We start from the raw sequence: 19017 nt of genomic DNA on the forward strand, positions 1-19017 counted from the left end.
GGCGAGGGCCGGTCGTCGTGCCGCAGAGCCGTTCCCGGGCTGGCTCCACGGGGCTACTCGCCGGCGGCCACCAGACCCGTCTCGTACGCCAGCACCACGGCCTGTGCCCGGTCGCGCAGCCCCAGCTTGGCCAGGATCCGCCCGACGTGCGTCTTCACGGTCTGCTCGGCCACCACCAGGTCACCCGCGATCTCCGCGTTGTTGCGACCCCGGGCGATCAACCGCAGCACCTCGGTCTCTCGGGGAGTGAGCCCGGCCAGGTCGGTGGGGCGGGGGCGGCGGCGGTCCGGGCGGGCCGCGAACTCGGCGATCAGCCGGCGGGTGACAGCCGGGGCGAGCAGCGCGTCCCCGGCCGCCACCACCCGCACCGCCTGCACCAGGTCGGCGGCCGGGGCGTCCTTGAGCAGGAAACCGCTGGCCCCGGCGCGCAGCGCCTCGTACACGTAGTCGTCCAGGTCGAACGTGGTGAGGATGAGCACCCGGGGACGCTGCGCCGACCGGTCACCGAGCAGGGTGCGGGTGGCCTCCAGCCCGTCCATCACCGGCATCCGCACGTCCATCAGCACCACGTCCGGGTCGAGATGGCGGGCGGCGGCCACGGCCTGCGCCCCGTCGGCGGCGTCACCCACCACCAGCAGATCCGGTTGGGCGGCGAGCAGCGCGCCGAAGCCCTGCCGGACCATCGCCTGGTCGTCGGCGATCAGCACCCGGATCATCGGTCCCCGCCCTCCGCCTCGTACGGCAACTCGGCCGCCACCGCGTAACCCCCGTCGGGCAGCGGCCCGGCGGTGAACGTACCGCCCAGCGAGGTGGCCCGTTCCCGCATGCCGGTCAGCCCGTGCCCGGAGCCCGCCTCGCCGGGCCGGGAGCCCGCCTCGGCGGGTGGCGCGTTCTCCACGCGTACCCCCAGACCGGACGCACCGGCGCGGACCGTGACCCGCACCGCGGCGCCGGCCGCGTGGCGGGCCGCGTTGGCCAGGCCCTCCTGCACGATGCGGTACGCGGCCAGCCCGACCGGCGCGGGCACCCGGTCGTCGTCCACCTGCTCGGCGTCCAACGTGACCGACAGCCCGGCCCGGCGGGCGGCGTCCACCATCGTGCCCAGGTCGGTCAGGTCCGGCTGCGGCGCGGTCTGCGGCCCGGTCGTCTCGCTGCGCAGCACCCCCAGCAGCCGCCGCATGTCGGTGAGCGCGTCGCGGGCCGACGCGGCGATGGCGACGAACTCGGCGGCTGCCGGGGGCGGCACGTCGGTCAGCCGGTACGGGGCGGTCTCCGCCTGCACCGCGATCAGCGACATGTGGTGGGCCACCACGTCGTGCAGCTCCCGGGCGATCCGGGTGCGCTCCTCCAGCACCCCGCGGCGTTCCTGCTCCCGCTCGCTCAGCTCGGTCTGCGCGGCCAGCGCCCGCCGGGACAGCCGGTTGCGTCGGATCAGGTCACCGACGATCGCCAACGCCCCGAGCAGCAGCAGGACCGGAACCCGGTTGTCGGGGTGGACCAGGGTGAGCACCGGCACCGTGCTGATCGTCACCACCCAGGCCAGCACCGGCCGGTCGACCCGTGCGACGACCACCGCCAGCACCACGATCGACCCGAGCGCCAGCGGCGGAGTCCACGGCCAGGCCTGGTCGGCCGGGGCGTTGAACGTGCAGATCAGCAGGGCCAGCACCGTCAGCCGCCAGGCCAGCAGCGGACGCCGGGGCAGCGCCAGCAGCGGTGCCACTGTCATCGCCGAAAACAGCAACGCGACCAGTATCGGCAGGCCCCACTCGCTCTCCACGGTCAGCGTGATCAGGAAGAGGCCGAGAGCGGCCAGCAGGCCGACCGGGGCGGCGTAGCGGGCCGGCCCGGGCCACCGGGCCAGCAGCGGCCGTTCCACCGGCGCGTCCGGGCCCAGCACTGTCTGCCACAGGGCCCGCAGGGCCACGGCGATCGGTTGCCGGTTCACCACCCGGAGGCTACGTGCCGAGCCCGTCACGAGGCGTGCCACCAGGGGTTGATCCCGGTGTCGTACCCCAGTGTGACGCGGCTCCCGTTAGCGCTTACCTGCCGGTAACGCCTAGGCTCCGACGCGTCCGTGCTGACCATTCGCAAGGGGGAACAGTGGCTCGCACCGTGCTGGTGACCGGGGGCAACCGGGGGATCGGCCTGGCCATCGCGCAGGCCTTCGCCAAGCAGGGCGACCGGGTGGCGGTCACCCACCGCAGCGGCGAGGCCCCTGACGGGCTGTTCGGCGTCCGCGCCGACGTCACCGACGCCGCCTCGATCGACGCCGCGTTCGCCGCCGTCGAGGCCGAGCTGGGGCCGGTCGAGGTGCTGGTCGCCAACGCCGGCATGACCGCCGACACGCTGCTGCTGCGGATGTCCGAGGAGCAGTTCACCGACGTGGTGGACACCAACCTCACCGGCGCGTTCCGGGTCGCCAAGCGGGCCTCCGGCAAGATGCTCCGCGCCAAGTGGGGCCGCATGATCTTCATCTCCTCGGTGGTCGGCCTCGCTGGCGGCGCCGGGCAGGTCAACTACGCCGCCAGCAAGGCCGGCCTCGTCGGCGTCGCCCGCTCGATCACCCGGGAGCTGGGCAGCCGCAACATCACCGCGAACGTGGTGGCGCCCGGCTTCATCGACACGGACATGACCGCCGGCCTCTCCGACGACCGCAAGGCGGAGATCCTCAAGTCCATCCCGGCCGGCCGGATGGCCAGCCCGGACGAGGTCGCGGCCGTGGTCACCTGGCTGGCCTCCGACAGCGCCGGGTACGTCTCCGGCGCCGTCATCCCGGTCGACGGCGGCCTCGGAATGGGCCACTAACCCTTTTGACTACGGAGGAAATCTGCATGTCCGGACTGCTCGCCGGTAAGCGACTGCTCGTCACCGGTGTCATCACCGACGCCTCGATCGCCTTCTCGGTGGCGAAGCTCGCTCAGGAAAACGGCGCGCAGGTCGTGCTCACCGGCTACGGCCGGCTCTCCCTGGTCGAGCGGATCGCGAAGCGGCTGCCCGAGCCGGCGCCGGTGATCGAGGTGGACGTCACCAACACCGAGCACCTGGCCGGCCTCGCCGACCGGGTACGCGAGCACGTCGACGGCCTCGACGGTGTCGTGCACTCGATCGGTTTCGCCCCGCAGAGCTGCCTCGGCGGCGGCTTCCTCGACGCGCCCTGGGAGGACGTGGCGACCGCCCTGCACGTCTCCACCTTCTCGTACAAGTCCCTCGCGATGGCGGCGCTGCCGCTGATGTCGCCCGGTGGCGCGGTGGTCGGCCTGACCTTCGACGCGACGAAGGCGTGGCCGGTCTACGACTGGATGGGCGTGGCCAAGGCCGGCCTGGAGTCGGCGTCCCGCTACCTGGCGCTGCACCTGGGCAAGCAGGGCATCCGCAGCAACCTGGTGGCCGCCGGGCCGCTGCGCACCATCGCCGCGAAGTCGATCCCCGGCTTCGACCAGTTCGAGGACGCCTGGACCGAACGGGCCCCGCTGGGCTGGAACCTCACCGACCAGGAGCCCGCCGCGCGGGCCTGCCTGGCGTTGCTCTCCGACTGGTTCCCGGCCACCACCGGCGAGATCGTCCACGTCGACGGCGGCTACCACGCCATCGGCGCCTGACGCCGCACCGCGACGCTCCCTGGCCGCCCGTCAGCGTGATCTACACGTCCGGACCAGGGGGCGTCGCCGGGGCGTCCCGGCCGAGGGGCAAGAATGACCCCATGTCGTACGACGCGGTGGTCCTGGTGTCCTTCGGCGGGCCGGAACGGCCCGAGGACGTGATGCCGTTCCTGCAGAACGTGACCCGGGGTCGGGGTGTGCCGCCCGAACGGCTGGCCGAGGTCGCCGAGCACTACCAGCACTTCGGTGGGGTGTCCCCGATCAACCAGCAGTGTCGGGACCTGCTGGCCGCCGTCCGCGCCGACTTCGCCGCGCACGGTGTCGACCTGCCCGTCTACTGGGGCAACCGCAACTGGGACCCGATGCTCGCCGACACCGTCAGTCGGATGCGCGACGACGGGGTGACCCGTGCGTTGGCCTTCGTCACCAGCGCGTACGGCGGCTACTCGTCCTGCCGGCAGTACCAGGAGGACATCGCCGCCGCCCGTGCCGCCGTCGGCCCGGACGCCCCGGTGATCGAGAAGCTGCGCCAGTTCTGGGACCACCCCGGTTTCGTCGAGCCGCACGTCGACGCGGTCCGGGCGGCCCTGGGCCAGCTCGACCCGGCGAAGCGGGACACCACCCGGCTGGTCTTCACCGCCCACTCCATTCCCAGCTCGATGGCGGCCAACGCCGGCCCGCACGGCGGCCGGTACGAGGCGCAGCTGCACGAGACCGCCCGGCTCGTCGCCGCAGCCGCCGCCCCCGACCTGCGGTACGACCTGGTCTGGCAGAGCCGCTCCGGCCCGCCGCAGGTGCCGTGGCTGGAACCGGACGTCAACGACCACCTGGCCACCCTCGCGCAGGGCGGCACCACCGGGGTGGTGGTCAGCCCGATCGGGTTCGTCTCCGATCACCTGGAGGTCGTGTGGGACCTGGACACCGAGGCGCTGGAGACGGCGAAGCAGCTCGGCCTGGACTTCGTCCGGGCCGCTACGCCGGGCACCGACCCGCGCTTCGTGACCATGGTGCGTGAGCTGGTCACCGAGCGGACCGACCCGGACGGCGCGCAGCTGCGCCGCCGCCTGGGCGAACTGCCGATGTGGGACACCTGCCCCACCGTCTGTTGCGTGCCGACCCGTCGCCCCTGACCTCTGAGGATCATCATGCATGACCGTAAGCCCGTGCAGAGTTGGCTGACCGACATGGACGGCGTGCTGGTGCACGAGGGCCAGCCGGTACCCGGCGCGCCGGAGTTCATCAACCGGTTGCGCGCCTCCGGCAAGCCGTTCCTGGTGCTGACCAACAACTCGATCTACACCCCGCGCGACCTCACGGCCCGGCTCAGCCGCATGGGGCTGGACGTGCCGGAGGAGTCGATCTGGTCCTCGGCCCTGGCCACCGGCCAGTTCCTCGCCGACCAGCGGCCGGGCGGCACCGCGTACGTCATCGGTGAGGCCGGGCTGACCACGGCCCTGCACGCCGTCGGCTACGTGCTGACCGACTTCGCCCCCGACTACGTGGTGCTCGGCGAGACCCGCACCTACAGCTTCGAGGCGATCACCAAGGCCGTCCGTCTGATCAACGACGGCGCCCGGTTCATCTGCACGAACCCCGACGTGACCGGCCCGTCCGTGGAAGGCGCGCTACCCGCCGCCGGGTCGGTCGCCGCCATGATCTCCAAGGCGACCGGGGTGGAGCCGTACTTCGTCGGCAAGCCCAACCCGATGATGATGCGGTCGGCGCTCAACACCATCAACGCGCACTCGGAGAGCACCGCGATGATCGGTGACCGGATGGACACCGACATCCTGTGTGGTCTGGAGGCCGGGTTGGAGACCATCCTGGTGCTCACCGGGATCAGCAGCCGCACCGAGGCCGAGCGCTACCCGTACCGCCCGTCCCGGATCATCAACTCGGTCGCGGACCTGCTCGACGAGGTCTGACCCCGTTGGGGCCGCGCTCGCGCGCTGCCCGCGCTCCTGGCACCGCGCGCGCTGCCCGCGCTCCTGGCACCGCGCGCGCTGCCCGCGCTCGATCCAGGATGTAGTGGTCACCAGCCTGCGCCGGAGGCCACTACATCCATGGTCGAGCGCGATCATGACCGGCGCGGCGGCGCGGCGGCGCATCGGACCGGCGGCGGGCGTGTCGGGCTTCGGCGGTGTGGCGTGGGCCCTCGTGGTGCGGCGCGGGGTGACCGGTCAGGGGCGCAGGGGGGCGTTGCAGGCGGCCACCAGGGCCTGGCGGCAGGCGGCGGTCAGCGGACGAAGTGCCGCGTCGCGCTGCTGCGCCTCGTAGTTGTTGATCGCGCCGCCCGGCGCGGAGTGCCCGGCCAGCGCGAGCACCCGGTCGAGCACCGCGGCTCGGGCGAAGAGCCGACGGGCTCGCGGGTCGAACCCCGGTGGCAGATCGGTGGTGCCGTCCGGGCGGCGCAACGCGGCCAGCGCACCTGCCAGCTCGGGCCGCCACTGGGCGACGTCGAGGCGGGTCAGCGCGGCGGTCGTCTCGGCCAGCGCGGCGGCCAGCTCGGCCTCCGCCTCGGCGGCGCCGGGCAACGAGAGTGACGCGGCGGGCGCGTTGGCCGGCAGCGGGTACACCCGCCACAGCACCGTCTCGAAACAGTCCCCGGAGCCGGAGGTGTGCGAGCGGACCTCCGGGATCAACCCGAGCCCGCCGGCGACCACCGCCTCACCCGCCACCAGCGCCGCGCCGGCGAAGTCGCCGGGGCCGGGCAGACCCCGGGGGTCGCCGGGCGCGGGCAGCACCAGGCGGATCTCGTCGGGGGAGAGCTTGGCCAGGGTGGGCAGCGCGGCGCCCAGCGGGACGTCGGTCCAGGTGCCCGGGGCGTCCGCGACGAGATGTTCCTCGTCGCCGGCGATGGCGTCGGCAACCTCGTCGTACGGCACCAACCCGGCACGCCACGCGCGCACCCAGGCAACGAACCGGCTCGACCGGCGCGGCGCGAGTGTGGCCGCGCCCGTTGCGGGGGTGGACATGCCGAAAGGGTACGTGGTCACGACCGGCCCTGTCTCGACTGCCGCTCCGGCCGCCCTGCGTGCCCCGAACTGCCCCCTTCGCCCGATCCCGTGTGCGGCACGGTCCGCGGCATGGGGTCTTTCCGGGTGCTAACGCAGCCGTAGGCCCGCGATGACCACGTCGACCATGAGACGCGCGTCGTAGGCGGGGTTGTCGGCGCCGATGCAGAGGTTGCCGATGCCCTGCATCAGGACCAGGGGGTTCATGTCGGGAACGATCTCGCCCGCCGTGCTGGCGGCGGCGAGCAGGTCGGCGCAGACGGGGACGAGCCGGTCGAGGAAGTACGCGTGCAGCGTCTGGAAGGCGGCGTCGTCGGACCGCATCGCCTCGGCCAGACCGTGCTTGGTGACCAGGAAGTCGACGAAGAGGTGGATCCAGCTGGCCAGGGCGGCGTGTGGTGTGGCGCTCTGCGCCAGGAGCACGGGGCCGGCCTCGGCGCAGGCCTCGACCTGGTGCCGGTACACCGCGACGATCAGGTCGGCGCGGGTCGGGAAGTGGCGGTAGATCGTCCCGACACCGACGCCGGCCCTGGCGGCGATGTCGCGTACCGGCGCGTTGACCCCGGAGGCGATGAACGCGGCGGCGGCCGCCTCCAGGAGCGCCGTCTGGTTGCGCAGCGCATCCGCCCGCTGCTTCCGTGCGGGACACGCCCCGGTGCTGGCCACCGTTACCTCCGTCACATCCGCTGGTGAACGGAACAGTGCTCCGTACGTTCTAGCGGAACCCAGTTCCACATATGCAGCATGCCAGAACGGCAGGCCAACACCAACTCAGCCAGGAGCGACCGTGCGCGCAATGCCAGCGCCCACGCCGATGGACGCCAGGCGTCCTGCTGGCCGTGGCCGGCCGCGGCGGAGGCGAGGAATCCGTCTGGCCGGCGTCGGTCGACAGCGACCTGGGTCGCCTCGAATCCACGGCGTGATCGCCGCGGTGGTGGCGTGTGGACGAGGTGGGGCGGTGTGTCGGGGAGCGGGGTGGTGGCGCGGGAGTTAGCGTGATCGACATGGCGGGGCGATACGGCGAGGACGTGTTGGCGGGGGACTGGCGACGACGCAAGGTCACCCCCGAGGTGGACGCCGAACCGGACCTCGTGGTGGAGGACGCCGACTCCGGGTTCTGCGGAGCGGTGGTGGGCTTCGAGGCCGGTGCCGTGGTGCTGGAGGACCGGCACGGCAAGCGGCGCAACTTCCCGCTGCTGCCGGCGGCGTTCCTGCTCGACGGCCGCCCGGTCACGCTGCGCCGCCCCACCCGCGCGCCGGTGCCGACCGCCCGGCGGCGGACCGCGTCCGGCTCGGTGGCGGTGGACAACGTCCGCGCCCAGGTGGCCAAGGCCAGCCGGATCTGGGTGGAGGGCATCCACGACGCCGCCCTGGTCGAGCGGATCTGGGGTGACGACCTGCGCATCGAGGGCGTCGTCGTGGAGCCGTTGGACGGCATCGACGCCCTCGACGCCGACGTACGCGACTTCGGTCCCGGCCCGACCCGACGGCTCGGCGTCCTCGTCGACCACCTGGTGCCGGGCAGCAAGGAGAGCCGGATCGTGGCCCGGGTCGACTCGCCGTACGTGCTGGTGACCGGACACCCCTATGTGGACGTGTGGCAGGCGGTCAAGCCGGCGGCGTTGGGCATCGCGGCGTGGCCGGTGGTGCCGCCGGGGCGGCCGTGGAAGGAGGGGGTCTGCGCGGCCCTCGGGGTGGCCGAGCCGGCCGACATGTGGCGGCACATCCTGTCCCGGGTGAACAGCTTCGCCGACGTGGAAACGCCCCTGATCAACGCCATGGAACGCCTCATCGACTTCGTCACCGAGGCCCCCTGACCGCCCGGCCCCGCCGCCGGTCGGGTCAGGGGGCCTCGTCCGGGCTGCGGGTGAAGACGAAGGTGGCGATGTCGACAGCCGTCGCCCGCCCGTTGTCGTCGCGCAGCACCGACAGGATCTCGCCGTTCTCCGGGCCGGAGCGTCCCCGCCAGCGGTCCGGCCCCTCGGCGGTGAACCGGCTCACCCGCTCACCACGGACATGGGCGACCAGGTCACCCGCGTCCCAGCGCAGGTCCAGCGGAAGGCCCATCCACCACCAGCGGCCGGTCAGCTCGGCCAGCTCCGCCGTGGGCGCGGCGGCGGCCGGCCGCCACGGCTGCGGGAGCGCCGGCTCGGCGTCCAGCACGCTGGTCAGCACCCGACGGCCGAGTGTGGTGATCGGGAAGCCGTACGAGTTGGCGAAGCCGACCACGGCGGTACGGGTGGGCCGGTGCACCGCGAGGGCGGCCACGTACCCGGGCATCGAGCCGCCGTGCCCGACGTACACCCGCTCGCCGTCGCGGTAGAGCTCCAGCCCCAGCCCGTGCCCACCGGTCCAGGAGTCGAGATCGCTGATCACCACGGGCGCGCACATCTCGGTGAGCGTCCCGGCGGCCAGTACCGACGGGTCGGGGTCGGCCAGGAAGGCGGCCCAGCGGCCCAGGTCCTCGATCGTCGACCAGAGCTGCCCGGCGGGGGCCATCGCGCCGGTGTCGGTACGGGGTTCCTCGCGAAGCGTGCCGTGCCAGGGGTGGACGACGTAGCCGCGGGCATACGGCTCGGTGGCCGCGTAGGTGGTGCGGCGCATTCCCAGCGGGCCGAACAGCCGTTCATCGAGCAGGTCGGCCCACCGCGTTCCGGTGAGCCGTTCGAGCAGGCCGCCGAGGAGCCCGTACGCCAGGTTGGAGTAGTGGTAGGCGGTGTGCGGCGGATAGGCGATCTTGTCGGCGTTGAGCCCGTCGAGCAGCCCGGCCAGGTCGGCGCCCGCGCTCCGCTCCCACCAGTCGCCCTCGGGTTCGCGTTGCATGCCGCTGGCGTGCCCGAGCAACTGGCGCAGGGTGAGTGCGCCCGCCGCGGTGCCCGGCAGGTGCCGTTCCAGCGGGTCGTCGAGGGACAGCTGGCCGGCGTTCCGCAACTGCATGATCAAGGTGGCGGTCATCGTCTTGCTGATCGAGCCCACCCGGTACTGAAGGTCGGCGTCCGGGCGGGGGTGCTCGCCGGCGGTGGCCAGGTGGACGAGCGCGCCGTCGCGGACCACGCCCAGCACCAGTGACGGGGTGCGACCGTCGATCTGCGCCTGGGCCACCTGGGTGTCGATCTGTCGGGCGGTCGCGGGCAGCAGAGTCACGGGGATCTCCTCGTTCGGCCGGTGGATTCGGTGGGCGGCGATCGTTTTCGCCGAGCCTACTGATGATCACGGGTGGGCTGCTCGTGCATTAACGTGTCACCCTTGCGGTGTGGACGCCGTGGTGTGGATCGTTTTGGGTGTGGTGCTGGCGGTCGCCGAGATTTTCACGACGACGCTATTCCTGATCATGTTCGGGGTCGGTGCGTTCGCCGCCGCCGGGGCGGCCGCCCTGGGGGCGCCGGTCGCCGTGCAGGCACTGGTCTTCGCGGTGGTGTCGGCACTGAGCCTGCTGGTGGTCCGACCGGTCATCCGGCGGCACAGCCGCTCCGCGTTGGAGAGCGGCGAACAGCCGTTCGGCGTGGAGGCGATCGAGGGCTCCACGGCGCTGGTGCTGGAACGGGTGGACGCCGAGCACGGCCTGGTCAAGATCGACGGGGAGCTGTGGACGGCCCGACCGTACGACACGACGCAGATCTTCGAGCCCGGTCAACGGGTTCGGGTGATAAAGGTCCGGGGCGCGACAGCCCTGGTGTGGCAGGACGATGTTTCTTCCGCCAGCGAGCTGCCGGAAGCGAGAGGGTGAACCTATGACGGTCATCGGTGTGCTGATCATCGCGGTGGCGTTGATCGCCGTGATTACGCTGGCCAAGGCGGTGCGGATCGTGCCGCAGCAGCGCCAGGATGTGGTGGAACGGCTCGGCAAGTACAAGCGCACCCTCAGCCCCGGCCTCAATCTGCTGGTGCCGTTCATCGACGCGGTGCGTACCAAGGTCGACATGCGGGAGCAGGTGGTCAGCTTCCCGCCGCAGCCGGTGATCACTTCGGACAACCTGGTGGTCTCGATCGACACGGTTCTCTACTTCAAGGTGGTCGACTCGGTCCGGGCGACCTACGAGATCTCCAGCTTCCTGCAGGCCATTGAGCAACTGACCGTCACCACGTTGCGTAACGTGATCGGCTCGCTCGATCTGGAGCGGGCGCTGACCAGCCGGGACGAGATCAACCGGCACCTCTCGGGTGTGCTGGACGAGACCACCGGTCGCTGGGGCATCAAGGTGACCCGGGTCGAGATCAAGGCGATCGAGCCGCCGGCCAGCATCCGTGACTCGATGGAGAAGCAGATGCGCGCCGAGCGGGACCGCCGCGCGGCGATCCTGACCGCCGAGGGGCACAAGCAGTCGCAGATCCTCACCGCCGAGGGTGAGAAGCAGTCGGCGGTGCTAAGGGCCGACGGTGACCGGCAGGCCCGGATCCTGCAGGCCGAGGGTCAGGCGAAGGCGATCCGGACGGTCTTCGACGCGATCCACCAGGCCAACCCGAGCCAGAAGGTGCTCGCCTACCAGTACCTGCAGGCCCTGCCGCAGATCGCCCAGGGCAGCGCCAACAAGGTCTGGATCGTCCCGGCCGAGCTGACCAAGGCCCTGGAGGGGATGGGTGGCGCGCTCGGCGGGCTGAGCCAGATGGTGGGGGACCTGCCCGCACCGGAGGCCGCCGACCACGCGAGCCAGGTGGAGCGCGAGGCCGCGGAGGCGGCGCAGGCCGCGGCGGCCGCCGCCCAGCAGATCCACGACGAGGTACGCGTCGCCGAGGCGCAGGCCACTGGCGGCAACAAGCCGCAGGGGCTGCCCGCCCCGGAGCCGGTGTCTCCGGCCAGCCTGACCGAGGACCCGGCCGACCAGCGCGAGCGCGGCTGACGCAGGACACCGGCCACCCGGCCGGCTAAATGCGAGAAAGACTCATGGGGCGCTCCGACGCCTGCCACCATCGGTCCTAGGACGGGTGGTGACCAGGCAATCGGGGCGCCCCGGCGCGTCCCGCACCGCTCGTCGACGAGCGAGGTGACGCATGAAGGATCCGGCGAATCGGATGTGGTCCTCGGCCCCGGTGCCCGGCGCACACGACCCGGTCGCCCCGTTGGGCTCCCGGCGCAGCGGCGGCGGGTTCGGCGTACTGCCCTTCGTCGGCGAGCCGACCCCGGGCGCCCCCGCCACGAACGCCAGTTGGGCCTGGTCGGTGCGTCGGTTCGCCCGGGCGGCCGTCTGGCTGCTGCCCGCGTACGCCATCCTCTACGGCGCGGTGGCGATGGCCAGCGACGGAGGGGTGGGCAACGACCCCTATCCGGCCGACGGCCGGGCGGTGTACCTCATCGGTTGGGTCGCCGCGGTCTGGCTCGGCCTGCTCGCGCTGTTGGCCCTCACCGGTCTGCTGGCCGCGACCCGCAGTCGGCGGGTGGCTGCCGCGGGGCTGCTGGTCAGCATCGCCGGTACCGTGCTCATGCTGCCGTTCGCCGGGTTCGAAGAGCAGACGCCGGTCTTCGGCACCACCGCGCGGTCGCTGGTCCTGCTCGGCGCGACGTTCTACAGCGCGGGCTGGTTCCTCACCGGGTGGGCGGTGGCCCGCTCGGGCGCCTTCAGCCTCGGCGACGGCGTCATGCTGATCATCGCCGCGCCACTGCTCGGCCTCGGCGGTGCGCTGATCGGGTCGTTGCAGACCTTCGGCGCGATCTTCGTGCTGATCGCCGGCATCGGCATCGGCTACCGCTCCGGCCGCCTGATGCCCCGCGAGACAGCCCGAGACGCCGCCACCGCCAGCCTCAGTACCCCCAACCCCTAACCCACCCACCACCCACCCCGGCCCTCGGCCAGCTCCGGTGATCATGAGGTTGACGGGCGATTCCGTGATCAACCTCCCGCTAACCCCATGATCACCGGAGCGACGCGACACGGAGCGGGGTGGCGCGGGGAGGGCAGCCGGCGAGCTGGGGGTTGGCTGGTGGGGGGCCGTGAAGTTGGTGACAATCGGGCTCTGAGGGTGGTCGGTTGGCGGTTTTTGTGGCAATCCTGGGTTGCATGGCCGCCCCCCGCTCGCCGCTGTCGCGGCTGTTCACCGTGCTGTTCGCCGGCGTGTTGGCCGGGCTCGTCCTGGCCGTCGCCGCGCTGCCGGGCAACCTGCTGCTCGGGCTCTCCGCCCGCGCCGCGCTCGGGTCGTACGCCGCGTTGCCGGCCTCGCTGAAGACCCCGGCCACGCCGCAGCGTTCGTACCTGTACGCCAACGACGGCAAGACGCTGATCACCACGTTCTACGACGTGAACCGCACCGACGTCCCGTTGTCCGAGATCGCCCCGGTGATGCGGCAGGCGATCGTGGCGGCCGAGGACCGGCGCTTCTACGACCACGGTGGCGCGGACCTGCGCGGCCTCGCCCGGGCACTGGTGGCCAACGTCAAGGGCGGCGGCACCGAACAGGGCGGCTCGACGCTGACCATGCAGTACGTCCGTAACGTGCTGAAGACCGACCCCACCCGCACCGCCGAGGAGCGCGCCGCCGCGACCGATCCCACCGTCGGTCGCAAGATCCAGGAGATCCGGTACGCGAGCGCGCTGGACAAGAGCCTCGGCAAGGACGAGATCCTCGACCGTTACCTGAACATCGCCTACTTCGGCTCCGGCGCGTACGGGATCGCCGCGGCCAGCCAGCGGTACTTCGGCAAGCCTCCGGCGCAGCTGACCCTCGCCGAGTCGGCCCTGCTGGCCGGTCTGGTGCAGTCCCCGGACGCGTACAGCCCGATCAACGGCGACAAGGACCAGGCGCTGGCGCGCCGGTCGTACGTGCTGGACTCGATGGTGGCCACCAACGCGATCACCGCCGCCCAGGCCGCCCAGGCCAAGGCGGAACCGCTGGCCCTGCACCCCACCGCTCAGCCCAACGGCTGCACCGCCGTCTCCCAGGGCCACGACGACTGGGGCTTCTTCTGCGACTACCTGCGCCAGTGGTGGCTGACCCAGCCGGCCTTCGGGGCCACCGTCGCCGAGCGCGAGCAGGCGCTGCGCTCCGGCGGCTACACCGTGGTCACCTCGCTGGACCCGAAGATCCAGGCCACCGCGCAGCAGCAGGCCACCAAGGTCTACGGGTACGACAACAAGCGCGCCCTGCCGATCGCGGCGGTCCAGCCGGGCACCGGGCGGGTGTTGGCGATGGCGGTCAACCGGCACTACAGCCTCGCCGACAATCCGGCCGGACAGGCGAACTACCCGAACACCGTCAACCCGTTGATCTCCGGTGGCGCCAGCGTCGACGGGTACCAGGCGGGTTCCACGTTCAAGCTGTTCACCATGCTCGCCGCGCTGGAGTCGGGTCGTACCCTCTCCACCGGTTTCGACGCGCCCGCCAAGCTGCCCACCCGGTACGCGGCCGAGGGGCCGGGCAGCTGTGACGGCCGCTGGTGCCCGGTGAACGCCAACCCGGACTGGATGGACGGGTACCGGATGATGTGGGACGGCTTCGGCCGCTCGGTGAACACCTACTTCGTCTGGCTGGCCGAACAGGTCGGCCAGGACAAGGTGGTCGAGATGGCGCAGCGGCTCGGCATCACCTTCCGCGCCGACTCGGACGCCGCCTTCGCCAAGGACAACGCCAAGAACTGGGGTTCGTTCACCCTCGGCGTGGCGGCCACGACCCCGCTGGACCTGGCCAACGCGTACGCCACGGTGGCCGCCGAGGGCACCTACTGCACGCCGGTGCCGGTGGTCTCGGTGACCGGCGCGGACGGTGCGAAGGTGCCGGTCGGGCAACCCTCCTGCAAGCGGGTTCTCGACGCCGACGTCGCCCGCGCCGCGACCGACGCGGCGCGCTGCCCGGTGGGCCAGCAGTCCGCGTTCGGGCAGTGCAACGGCGGCACCGCCACCGGCGTGAACGACATCCTCGACGGCCGGCCGGTGGCCGGTAAGACGGGTAGCTCGGAGCAGAACTCCACCGAGACGTTCGTCGGCTTCACCCCGCAGGTCGCGGTGGCCGGGATCGCCGCCAACCCGGACGACCCGGCCGACTCGGTGGGGTCGGCCGTGCAGGCCAAGGTGATCGACGCGGTCGCCCGGGTCATCGCCACCGCCGTCAAGGGCCAGCCGGAGAAGGCGTTCACCGCCCCCAGCAAGGAGTTGGCCGGCGAGCCCCGTCGCCCGGTGGAGCGTCCGGCCGTCCCCGAACGCCAGCAGCCCACCCAGGATCAGGACCCGCGCTCGGCCCTGCAACGCTGGCTCGACCGTCGGGGCTGACCCCGGATTCAGCGGCGGCCTGGCCCACCTCGGGCCGGGCCGCCGTGCTCTGTCCACCGGTCCGCCGGCTGGGTCACGACACTCCGAGGTCACCGCCAGGCTCGGCGGTGACCTCGGAGTGAACCGGCGTCGGCGCAGCCTCAGCTGTTGGCGGAGGCTGCCGAGATCGCGGCGCGCACCTGCTGGGCGAAACCGGCGACCGTGAAGTCCGGGGCCAGGCTGTCGACCAGGATGATGTCCGAGACCGCGTTGTTCGTACGAAGCGGGAGAATCGCCCGGTATTCCGGTGAGTTGTACCACTTCTCGGCGTCGGCGCGGGTGGGGAACTCCATCAGGACGACGGACCCGGGCCAGGCTCCCTCGACCACGTCCACGTCGCCCTGGGCGAGCCACTTGCCGCCGTACGGGTGCACGGTGGCCTCGACCTGCTCCAGGTACGACAGCCCTTCCTCGTTCGGGATGCCGCCGGGGATGCGCAGGTGGTTGATCAGGTAGGTGCTCATGGGGTGTCTCCAACCCTCGAAATTAAGATGACGCCCATAATCTAACCAAGGTTGGTGGCTGCGGCAAGTTTTGGATTAGGTTCATCCTCTATAATTCGGAGGTCGACCGGTGAGCAGGTGGGAGGGGAAGCGCGATGGGCAGGACCTCACGTGCCGAAGCGGCGCGGCACCGCGAGGAAGTGGTGGCCGCCACCTCGAGGCTGCTCCGGGAACGCGGCGCGGCGGGCATGAGCGTGCAGGACCTCATGGGCGCCGCCGGGCTGACCCACGGCGGGTTCTACAAGCACTTCAGCTCGAAGGACGAGTTGTTGGGCATCGCCGCCACGACGGCCTTCGGCGAACTCCTGGCCCTGCTGGACCAACTCTCCGATGATTTCTCCGACCGGTCGGAAGCACGGACCGCGCTGCTGCGGCACTACCTGTCACCCGAGCACCGCGACACACCCGGCACGGGATGTGCCAACACCGCGCTGGCCGCCGACGCCGCCCGGTCGCCCGCCGACAGTCCGCTCCGCGCGTCGTACGCGGTGGGTGTCCAGGAGACCATCAGGCGATTGACGGACATCGAGGACGCACCCGGCGAAGACGCGCCCGAGGCCCGCCGGATGGCGCTCGTCGATCTCGCGACGATGGTCGGTGCGCTCATGCTGGCGCGCGCGACGGCCCCGACACCCCTGTCGGACGAGATCCTCCAAGCCGCGCGGGAAGCCCTGTCCAGCCCGGTCAGCGCTCGCCGCGACGGCGACGGCTAGCGAAACTGCCCGCACCCCGCCCCATCATCCCCGCGATCTTGCACTTTCGGTTGCCGATACGCCGCTCCTGTAGCTCTTTGTCCCCGCAGAAAATGCAAGATCGCGGGGGCGGGGGGAGCAGGTCAGCGGTCGCGGCGGCGGGGGCGGTAGCTCGCGAGCGTCGACGGGAGGCCGCGGCGGATGATCCCGGCCCAGTCGGTGTCGCCGCGCAGCACCGCCGCAGCGGTGTTGCGGGCCTGCTCGGCGGTGAAGTGCGGGGGCAGCATCAGTTCGGCCGGGTCGACCAGGGCGTTGATCACCACTGGCCGGTCGGCGGTGAGTGCCCGGTCCCAGACGTCGCGCACCTGCTCCGGCGAGTCGATCAACTCGCCGTGCAGCCCGAGCACCTCCGCCCACTGGTGGTAGGCGATGTCCGGCAACTGCTGACTGTCCGGGAACATCGGCGTCCCCTCGGTGGAGCGCTGTTCCCAACTGACGAACGCCAGGTCCCGGTTGTTGAGCACCAGCACCACGAAGCGCGGGTCGGCCCAGCTGCGCCAGTACTTCGCCACGGTGATCAGCTCGTTGACGCCGTTCATCTGCATGGCACCGTCGCCGATCAACGCGACCAGTGGCCGGTCCGGGTGGGCGAACTTGGCACTCAGCGCGTACGGCATGGCGCCGCCCATGGACAGCAGCGTGCCGGACAGGCTGGCCAGCATGCCGGGGCGTACCTGGATGTGCCGGGCGTACCAGGCGGTGGTGGTGCCGCAGTCGACGGCGAGCAGCACGTCGTCGGGCAGCCGTTCGTTCAGGGTGTGGAAGAGCAACTGCGGGTTGACCGGTTCGGCGTTCTGCTCGGCCAGGTCGCGCTGCACCCGGCGCCACGCCGAGGTGGCCTCGGCGACCTCCGCCCGCCAGGCGGTCGGCCCGGGGCCGGGGCCCAGCTCGGTCAGCAACGCCCGCAGCGTGGGGCGGGCGTCGCCGGTCAGGTTCACCTCGGTCGGGTACCGCAGCCCGAGCTGGGTGCCGTCCAGGTCGATCTGCACCGCGCGGGCCTGTCCGGGCGGCGGGTAGAACTCCGAGTACGGCATGTTGCTGCCCACGATGAGCAGCCGGTCGCAGTCGTTCATCAGCTGCCAGCTGGGTCGGGTGCCGAGCAGCCCGATCGCGCCGGTCACCCACGGCTCGCGGTGGTCGACGGCGGTGAAGCCGAGCAGCGCGGTGGCCACGCCGGCCCCGAGCCGGTCAGCGATCTCGCGGACCTCGTCGCGCGCGCCGAGGGCACCCTGGCCGACCAGCATGGCCACCCGGTGCCCACCGCGCAGCACCTCGGCCGCCCGGCGTACGTCCGCCTCCGGTGGCACCGTCGGCGTGCTGCTCGGCGCGTTGCTGGTCTGGTAGTAGCCGTGCGCGTGCGGCGGGTTCGGCACAGCCGGCTCGTCCTGGATGTCCAGGGGCAGGACCAGGGCGGTGACGGTACGCCGGGCCAGCGCCGTCCGGCACGCCCGGTCGACCAGGTGGCGCACCTGCGCCGGGTTGTCGAGCTGGGCCAGGAACGCGGCGGCGACGTCCTTGTAGAGGGCGAGCAGGTCCACCTCCTGGTAGTAGCCGCCGCCCTCGGCGGTGGTCGCGGTGTGCCCGACCAGGGCGATCACCGGCTGGTGGTCGAGCTTCGCGTCGTACAGGCCGTTGAGCAGGTGGATCGCGCCCGGTCCGCTGGTCACCAGGGCGCAGCCCAGCGGGCCGCCGCCGTACTTCACGTGCGCGGAGGCGGCGAAGCCGGCGGTCTCCTCGTGGCGGACCTGGACGAACTGGGCCCGCCCGTTGGTGCGTTGCAGCGCGGAGGTCATGCCGTTGATGCCGTCGCCGGGATAGCCGAAGTAGCGGCGTACGCCCCAGCTGAACAGCCGCGACACGATGTGGTCCGCGACGGTCGGGCGTCGGGGCAGGGCGCCCACTTCGCCCGGTGCCGTGTGGTCTGCGCTCACCTGGCTGGTCCTTCCCGTCGTGTCCGATGCCTCGCCGCCCATTCCCCTTCTTCTTCGGACAAAACACCCCGCCGCGCGGGCGTCGGAGCGCGCTGCCCCGCGTCCGGCAGAATCGTCCGGTGCCCGTACACCAGATCACCGACCCTGACGACGACCGGATCGCCGACTACCGGGCGCTCACCGACGTCGAGCTGCGCACCCGCTGGGAGCCACCGCACGGCCTGTTCATCGCCGAGGGGGAGCTGGTGCTTCGCCGGGCGCTGCGCGCGGGCTACCCGGCCCGGTCGTACCTGGTCGACGCCAAGCGGATCGACCAGGTCGCCGACCTGGACACCGGCGACGCGCCGGTCTACGCCGCGACCCAGGACGTGCTGGAGCGGGCCACCGGCTTCCACGTACACCGGGGGGTGCTGGCATCGTTCCACCGCCGGCCGCTGCCGACGGCGGCCGACGTGCTCGCCACCGCGCGCCGGGTCGTGCTGCTGGAGGACGTGAACAACCACACGAACCTCGGCGCGATCTTCCGGGGGGCCGCCGCGCTCGGCATCGACGCGGTGCTGCTCTCGCCGACCTGCGCCGACCCGCTGTACCGGCGCAGCGTCCGGGTCAGCATGGGTGAGGTCTTCGCAATGCCGTACGCGAAGCTCGACAGCTGGCCCGGGGGCCTGGACCAGGTGCGGGAGGCCGGCTTCACGGTGCTCGCCATGACGCCCGCGCCGGACGCCGTACCGATCCAACGGCTGACCCCGGCTCAGCGGGAGCGGGCGGCGCTGCTGCTCGGCGCCGAGGGGCCCGGCCTCACCGCGGCGGCCCAGGCCGCCAGCGACGTGCGGGTGGTCGTTCCGATGCGGCGTGGCGTCGACTCGTTGAACGTCGCCGCCGCGGCGGCGGTGGCGTTCTGGGAGCTGGGCCGCGACGATCCGCCCTTCGGCGGCGAGTAGACCCTTCGGCTTGCATGGCCATGCGTTCTATTGCATAATT

Annotated in this window: 18 protein-coding genes; 11 read left to right on the forward strand and 7 right to left on the reverse strand. The window is 72.1% G+C overall.

Annotated features, from left to right (window positions below; genetic code table 11):
• Positions 1-53: 53 nt before the first annotated feature.
• Complete coding sequence (locus tag QSK15_RS28740) at positions 54-716, reverse strand: response regulator (RefSeq protein WP_030337802.1); 663 nt, start codon at positions 714-716, stop codon at positions 54-56.
• Positions 713-1948 carry a sensor histidine kinase gene (locus QSK15_RS28745; RefSeq protein ID WP_285797185.1) on the reverse strand — a complete coding sequence of 412 codons (1236 nt, stop codon included), beginning with the start codon at positions 1946-1948 and terminating at the stop codon, positions 713-715. Before QSK15_RS28745 ends, QSK15_RS28740 begins: the two co-directional genes overlap by 4 nt.
• A gap of 155 nt (positions 1949-2103) precedes the next feature.
• Here QSK15_RS28745 and fabG point away from each other — a divergent pair, with 155 nt between their 5' ends.
• The 4 genes from fabG (at position 2104) to QSK15_RS28765 (ending at position 5527) form a co-directional block, all read left to right on the forward strand.
• Positions 2104-2808 (forward strand): 3-oxoacyl-ACP reductase FabG, encoded by a 705-nt coding sequence (fabG, locus tag QSK15_RS28750; RefSeq protein ID WP_124770856.1) that lies wholly within the window; start codon positions 2104-2106, stop codon positions 2806-2808.
• Positions 2809-2834: 26 nt separating this feature from the next.
• Positions 2835-3602: an enoyl-ACP reductase FabI gene (gene fabI / locus QSK15_RS28755; protein ID WP_285797186.1), complete on the forward strand. Its 768-nt coding sequence runs from the start codon at positions 2835-2837 to the stop codon at positions 3600-3602.
• 101 nt (positions 3603-3703) lie between these two features.
• Complete coding sequence (locus QSK15_RS28760; protein WP_285797187.1) at positions 3704-4732, forward strand: ferrochelatase; 1029 nt, start codon at positions 3704-3706, stop codon at positions 4730-4732.
• A gap of 15 nt (positions 4733-4747) precedes the next feature.
• Complete coding sequence (locus tag QSK15_RS28765) at positions 4748-5527, forward strand: HAD-IIA family hydrolase (RefSeq protein WP_030337797.1); 780 nt, start codon at positions 4748-4750, stop codon at positions 5525-5527.
• A gap of 255 nt (positions 5528-5782) precedes the next feature.
• On the opposite strand, the gene QSK15_RS28770 is transcribed toward QSK15_RS28765, so the two are convergent.
• Both QSK15_RS28770 and QSK15_RS28775 read right to left on the reverse strand, forming a co-directional pair.
• Entirely contained in the window at positions 5783-6577 is a 795-nt protein-coding gene (locus QSK15_RS28770; protein WP_279518916.1) for an Rv1486c family protein, read from the reverse strand.
• A 129-nt stretch (positions 6578-6706) separates the two neighbouring features.
• Positions 6707-7282, reverse strand: a complete 576-nt coding sequence (locus QSK15_RS28775; protein WP_285797188.1) for a TetR/AcrR family transcriptional regulator — start codon at positions 7280-7282, stop codon at positions 6707-6709.
• Positions 7283-7620: 338 nt separating this feature from the next.
• Between QSK15_RS28775 and QSK15_RS28780 the strand changes: the two genes are divergently transcribed.
• Positions 7621-8433, forward strand: a complete 813-nt coding sequence (locus QSK15_RS28780) for a DUF3097 domain-containing protein (protein WP_285797189.1) — start codon at positions 7621-7623, stop codon at positions 8431-8433.
• Positions 8434-8458: 25 nt separating this feature from the next.
• On the opposite strand, the gene QSK15_RS28785 is transcribed toward QSK15_RS28780, so the two are convergent.
• Positions 8459-9760: a serine hydrolase domain-containing protein gene (locus tag QSK15_RS28785; protein WP_285797190.1), complete on the reverse strand. Its 1302-nt coding sequence runs from the start codon at positions 9758-9760 to the stop codon at positions 8459-8461.
• Between the two features lie 109 nt (positions 9761-9869).
• On the opposite strand from QSK15_RS28785, the gene QSK15_RS28790 reads away from it, so the two are divergent.
• From QSK15_RS28790 to QSK15_RS28805, 4 genes are all read left to right on the forward strand, one after another.
• Complete coding sequence (locus tag QSK15_RS28790; protein WP_285797191.1) at positions 9870-10343, forward strand: NfeD family protein; 474 nt, start codon at positions 9870-9872, stop codon at positions 10341-10343.
• 4 nt (positions 10344-10347) lie between these two features.
• A complete protein-coding gene (locus QSK15_RS28795; RefSeq protein WP_030337791.1) occupies positions 10348-11454 on the forward strand; it encodes an SPFH domain-containing protein in 1107 nt (368 codons plus the stop codon).
• A gap of 151 nt (positions 11455-11605) precedes the next feature.
• Positions 11606-12373 carry a hypothetical protein gene (locus QSK15_RS28800; RefSeq protein WP_285797192.1) on the forward strand — a complete coding sequence of 256 codons (768 nt, stop codon included), beginning with the start codon at positions 11606-11608 and terminating at the stop codon, positions 12371-12373.
• Positions 12374-12609: 236 nt separating this feature from the next.
• Positions 12610-14811, forward strand: a complete 2202-nt coding sequence (locus QSK15_RS28805) for a transglycosylase domain-containing protein (RefSeq protein WP_285797193.1) — start codon at positions 12610-12612, stop codon at positions 14809-14811.
• Positions 14812-14951: 140 nt separating this feature from the next.
• Here QSK15_RS28805 and QSK15_RS28810 read toward each other — a convergent pair whose 3' ends face one another.
• A complete protein-coding gene (locus QSK15_RS28810; RefSeq protein ID WP_285797194.1) occupies positions 14952-15314 on the reverse strand; it encodes a DUF1330 domain-containing protein in 363 nt (120 codons plus the stop codon).
• A 134-nt stretch (positions 15315-15448) separates the two neighbouring features.
• On the opposite strand from QSK15_RS28810, the gene QSK15_RS28815 reads away from it, so the two are divergent.
• Positions 15449-16066 (forward strand): TetR/AcrR family transcriptional regulator, encoded by a 618-nt coding sequence (locus QSK15_RS28815; RefSeq protein ID WP_285797195.1) that lies wholly within the window; start codon positions 15449-15451, stop codon positions 16064-16066.
• A gap of 122 nt (positions 16067-16188) precedes the next feature.
• Here QSK15_RS28815 and QSK15_RS28820 read toward each other — a convergent pair whose 3' ends face one another.
• A complete protein-coding gene (locus QSK15_RS28820) occupies positions 16189-18078 on the reverse strand; it encodes a thiamine pyrophosphate-requiring protein (protein ID WP_502889658.1) in 1890 nt (629 codons plus the stop codon).
• Positions 18079-18128: 50 nt separating this feature from the next.
• Here QSK15_RS28820 and QSK15_RS28825 point away from each other — a divergent pair, with 50 nt between their 5' ends.
• A complete protein-coding gene (locus tag QSK15_RS28825; RefSeq protein WP_285797594.1) occupies positions 18129-18977 on the forward strand; it encodes a TrmH family RNA methyltransferase in 849 nt (282 codons plus the stop codon).
• The last annotated feature ends 40 nt before the right edge of the window (positions 18978-19017 follow it).

This window comes from Micromonospora sp. NBRC 107095, assembly GCF_030269705.1.
GTDB classification, from domain to species: domain Bacteria; phylum Actinomycetota; class Actinomycetes; order Mycobacteriales; family Micromonosporaceae; genus Micromonospora; species Micromonospora parva.

Excerpts from the sequence above, each read along its gene's own strand:
- fabI (WP_285797186.1), top strand. The coding sequence starts at position 2,835 with ATGTCCGGACTGCTCGCCGGTAAGCGACTGCTCGTCACCGGTGTCATC.
- QSK15_RS28770 (WP_279518916.1), bottom strand. The coding sequence starts at position 6,577 with ATGTCCACCCCCGCAACGGGCGCGGCCACACTCGCGCCGCGCCGGTCG.
- QSK15_RS28765 (WP_030337797.1), top strand. The coding sequence starts at position 4,748 with ATGCATGACCGTAAGCCCGTGCAGAGTTGGCTGACCGACATGGACGGC.
- QSK15_RS28815 (WP_285797195.1), top strand. The coding sequence starts at position 15,449 with ATGGGCAGGACCTCACGTGCCGAAGCGGCGCGGCACCGCGAGGAAGTG.
- QSK15_RS28740 (WP_030337802.1), bottom strand. The coding sequence starts at position 716 with ATGATCCGGGTGCTGATCGCCGACGACCAGGCGATGGTCCGGCAGGGC.
- QSK15_RS28800 (WP_285797192.1), top strand. The coding sequence starts at position 11,606 with ATGAAGGATCCGGCGAATCGGATGTGGTCCTCGGCCCCGGTGCCCGGC.
- QSK15_RS28795 (WP_030337791.1), top strand. The coding sequence starts at position 10,348 with ATGACGGTCATCGGTGTGCTGATCATCGCGGTGGCGTTGATCGCCGTG.
- QSK15_RS28780 (WP_285797189.1), top strand. The coding sequence starts at position 7,621 with ATGGCGGGGCGATACGGCGAGGACGTGTTGGCGGGGGACTGGCGACGA.
- QSK15_RS28810 (WP_285797194.1), bottom strand. The coding sequence starts at position 15,314 with ATGAGCACCTACCTGATCAACCACCTGCGCATCCCCGGCGGCATCCCG.
- QSK15_RS28760 (WP_285797187.1), top strand. The coding sequence starts at position 3,704 with ATGTCGTACGACGCGGTGGTCCTGGTGTCCTTCGGCGGGCCGGAACGG.
- QSK15_RS28805 (WP_285797193.1), top strand. The coding sequence starts at position 12,610 with ATGGCCGCCCCCCGCTCGCCGCTGTCGCGGCTGTTCACCGTGCTGTTC.
- QSK15_RS28820 (WP_502889658.1), bottom strand. The coding sequence starts at position 18,078 with ATGGGCGGCGAGGCATCGGACACGACGGGAAGGACCAGCCAGGTGAGC.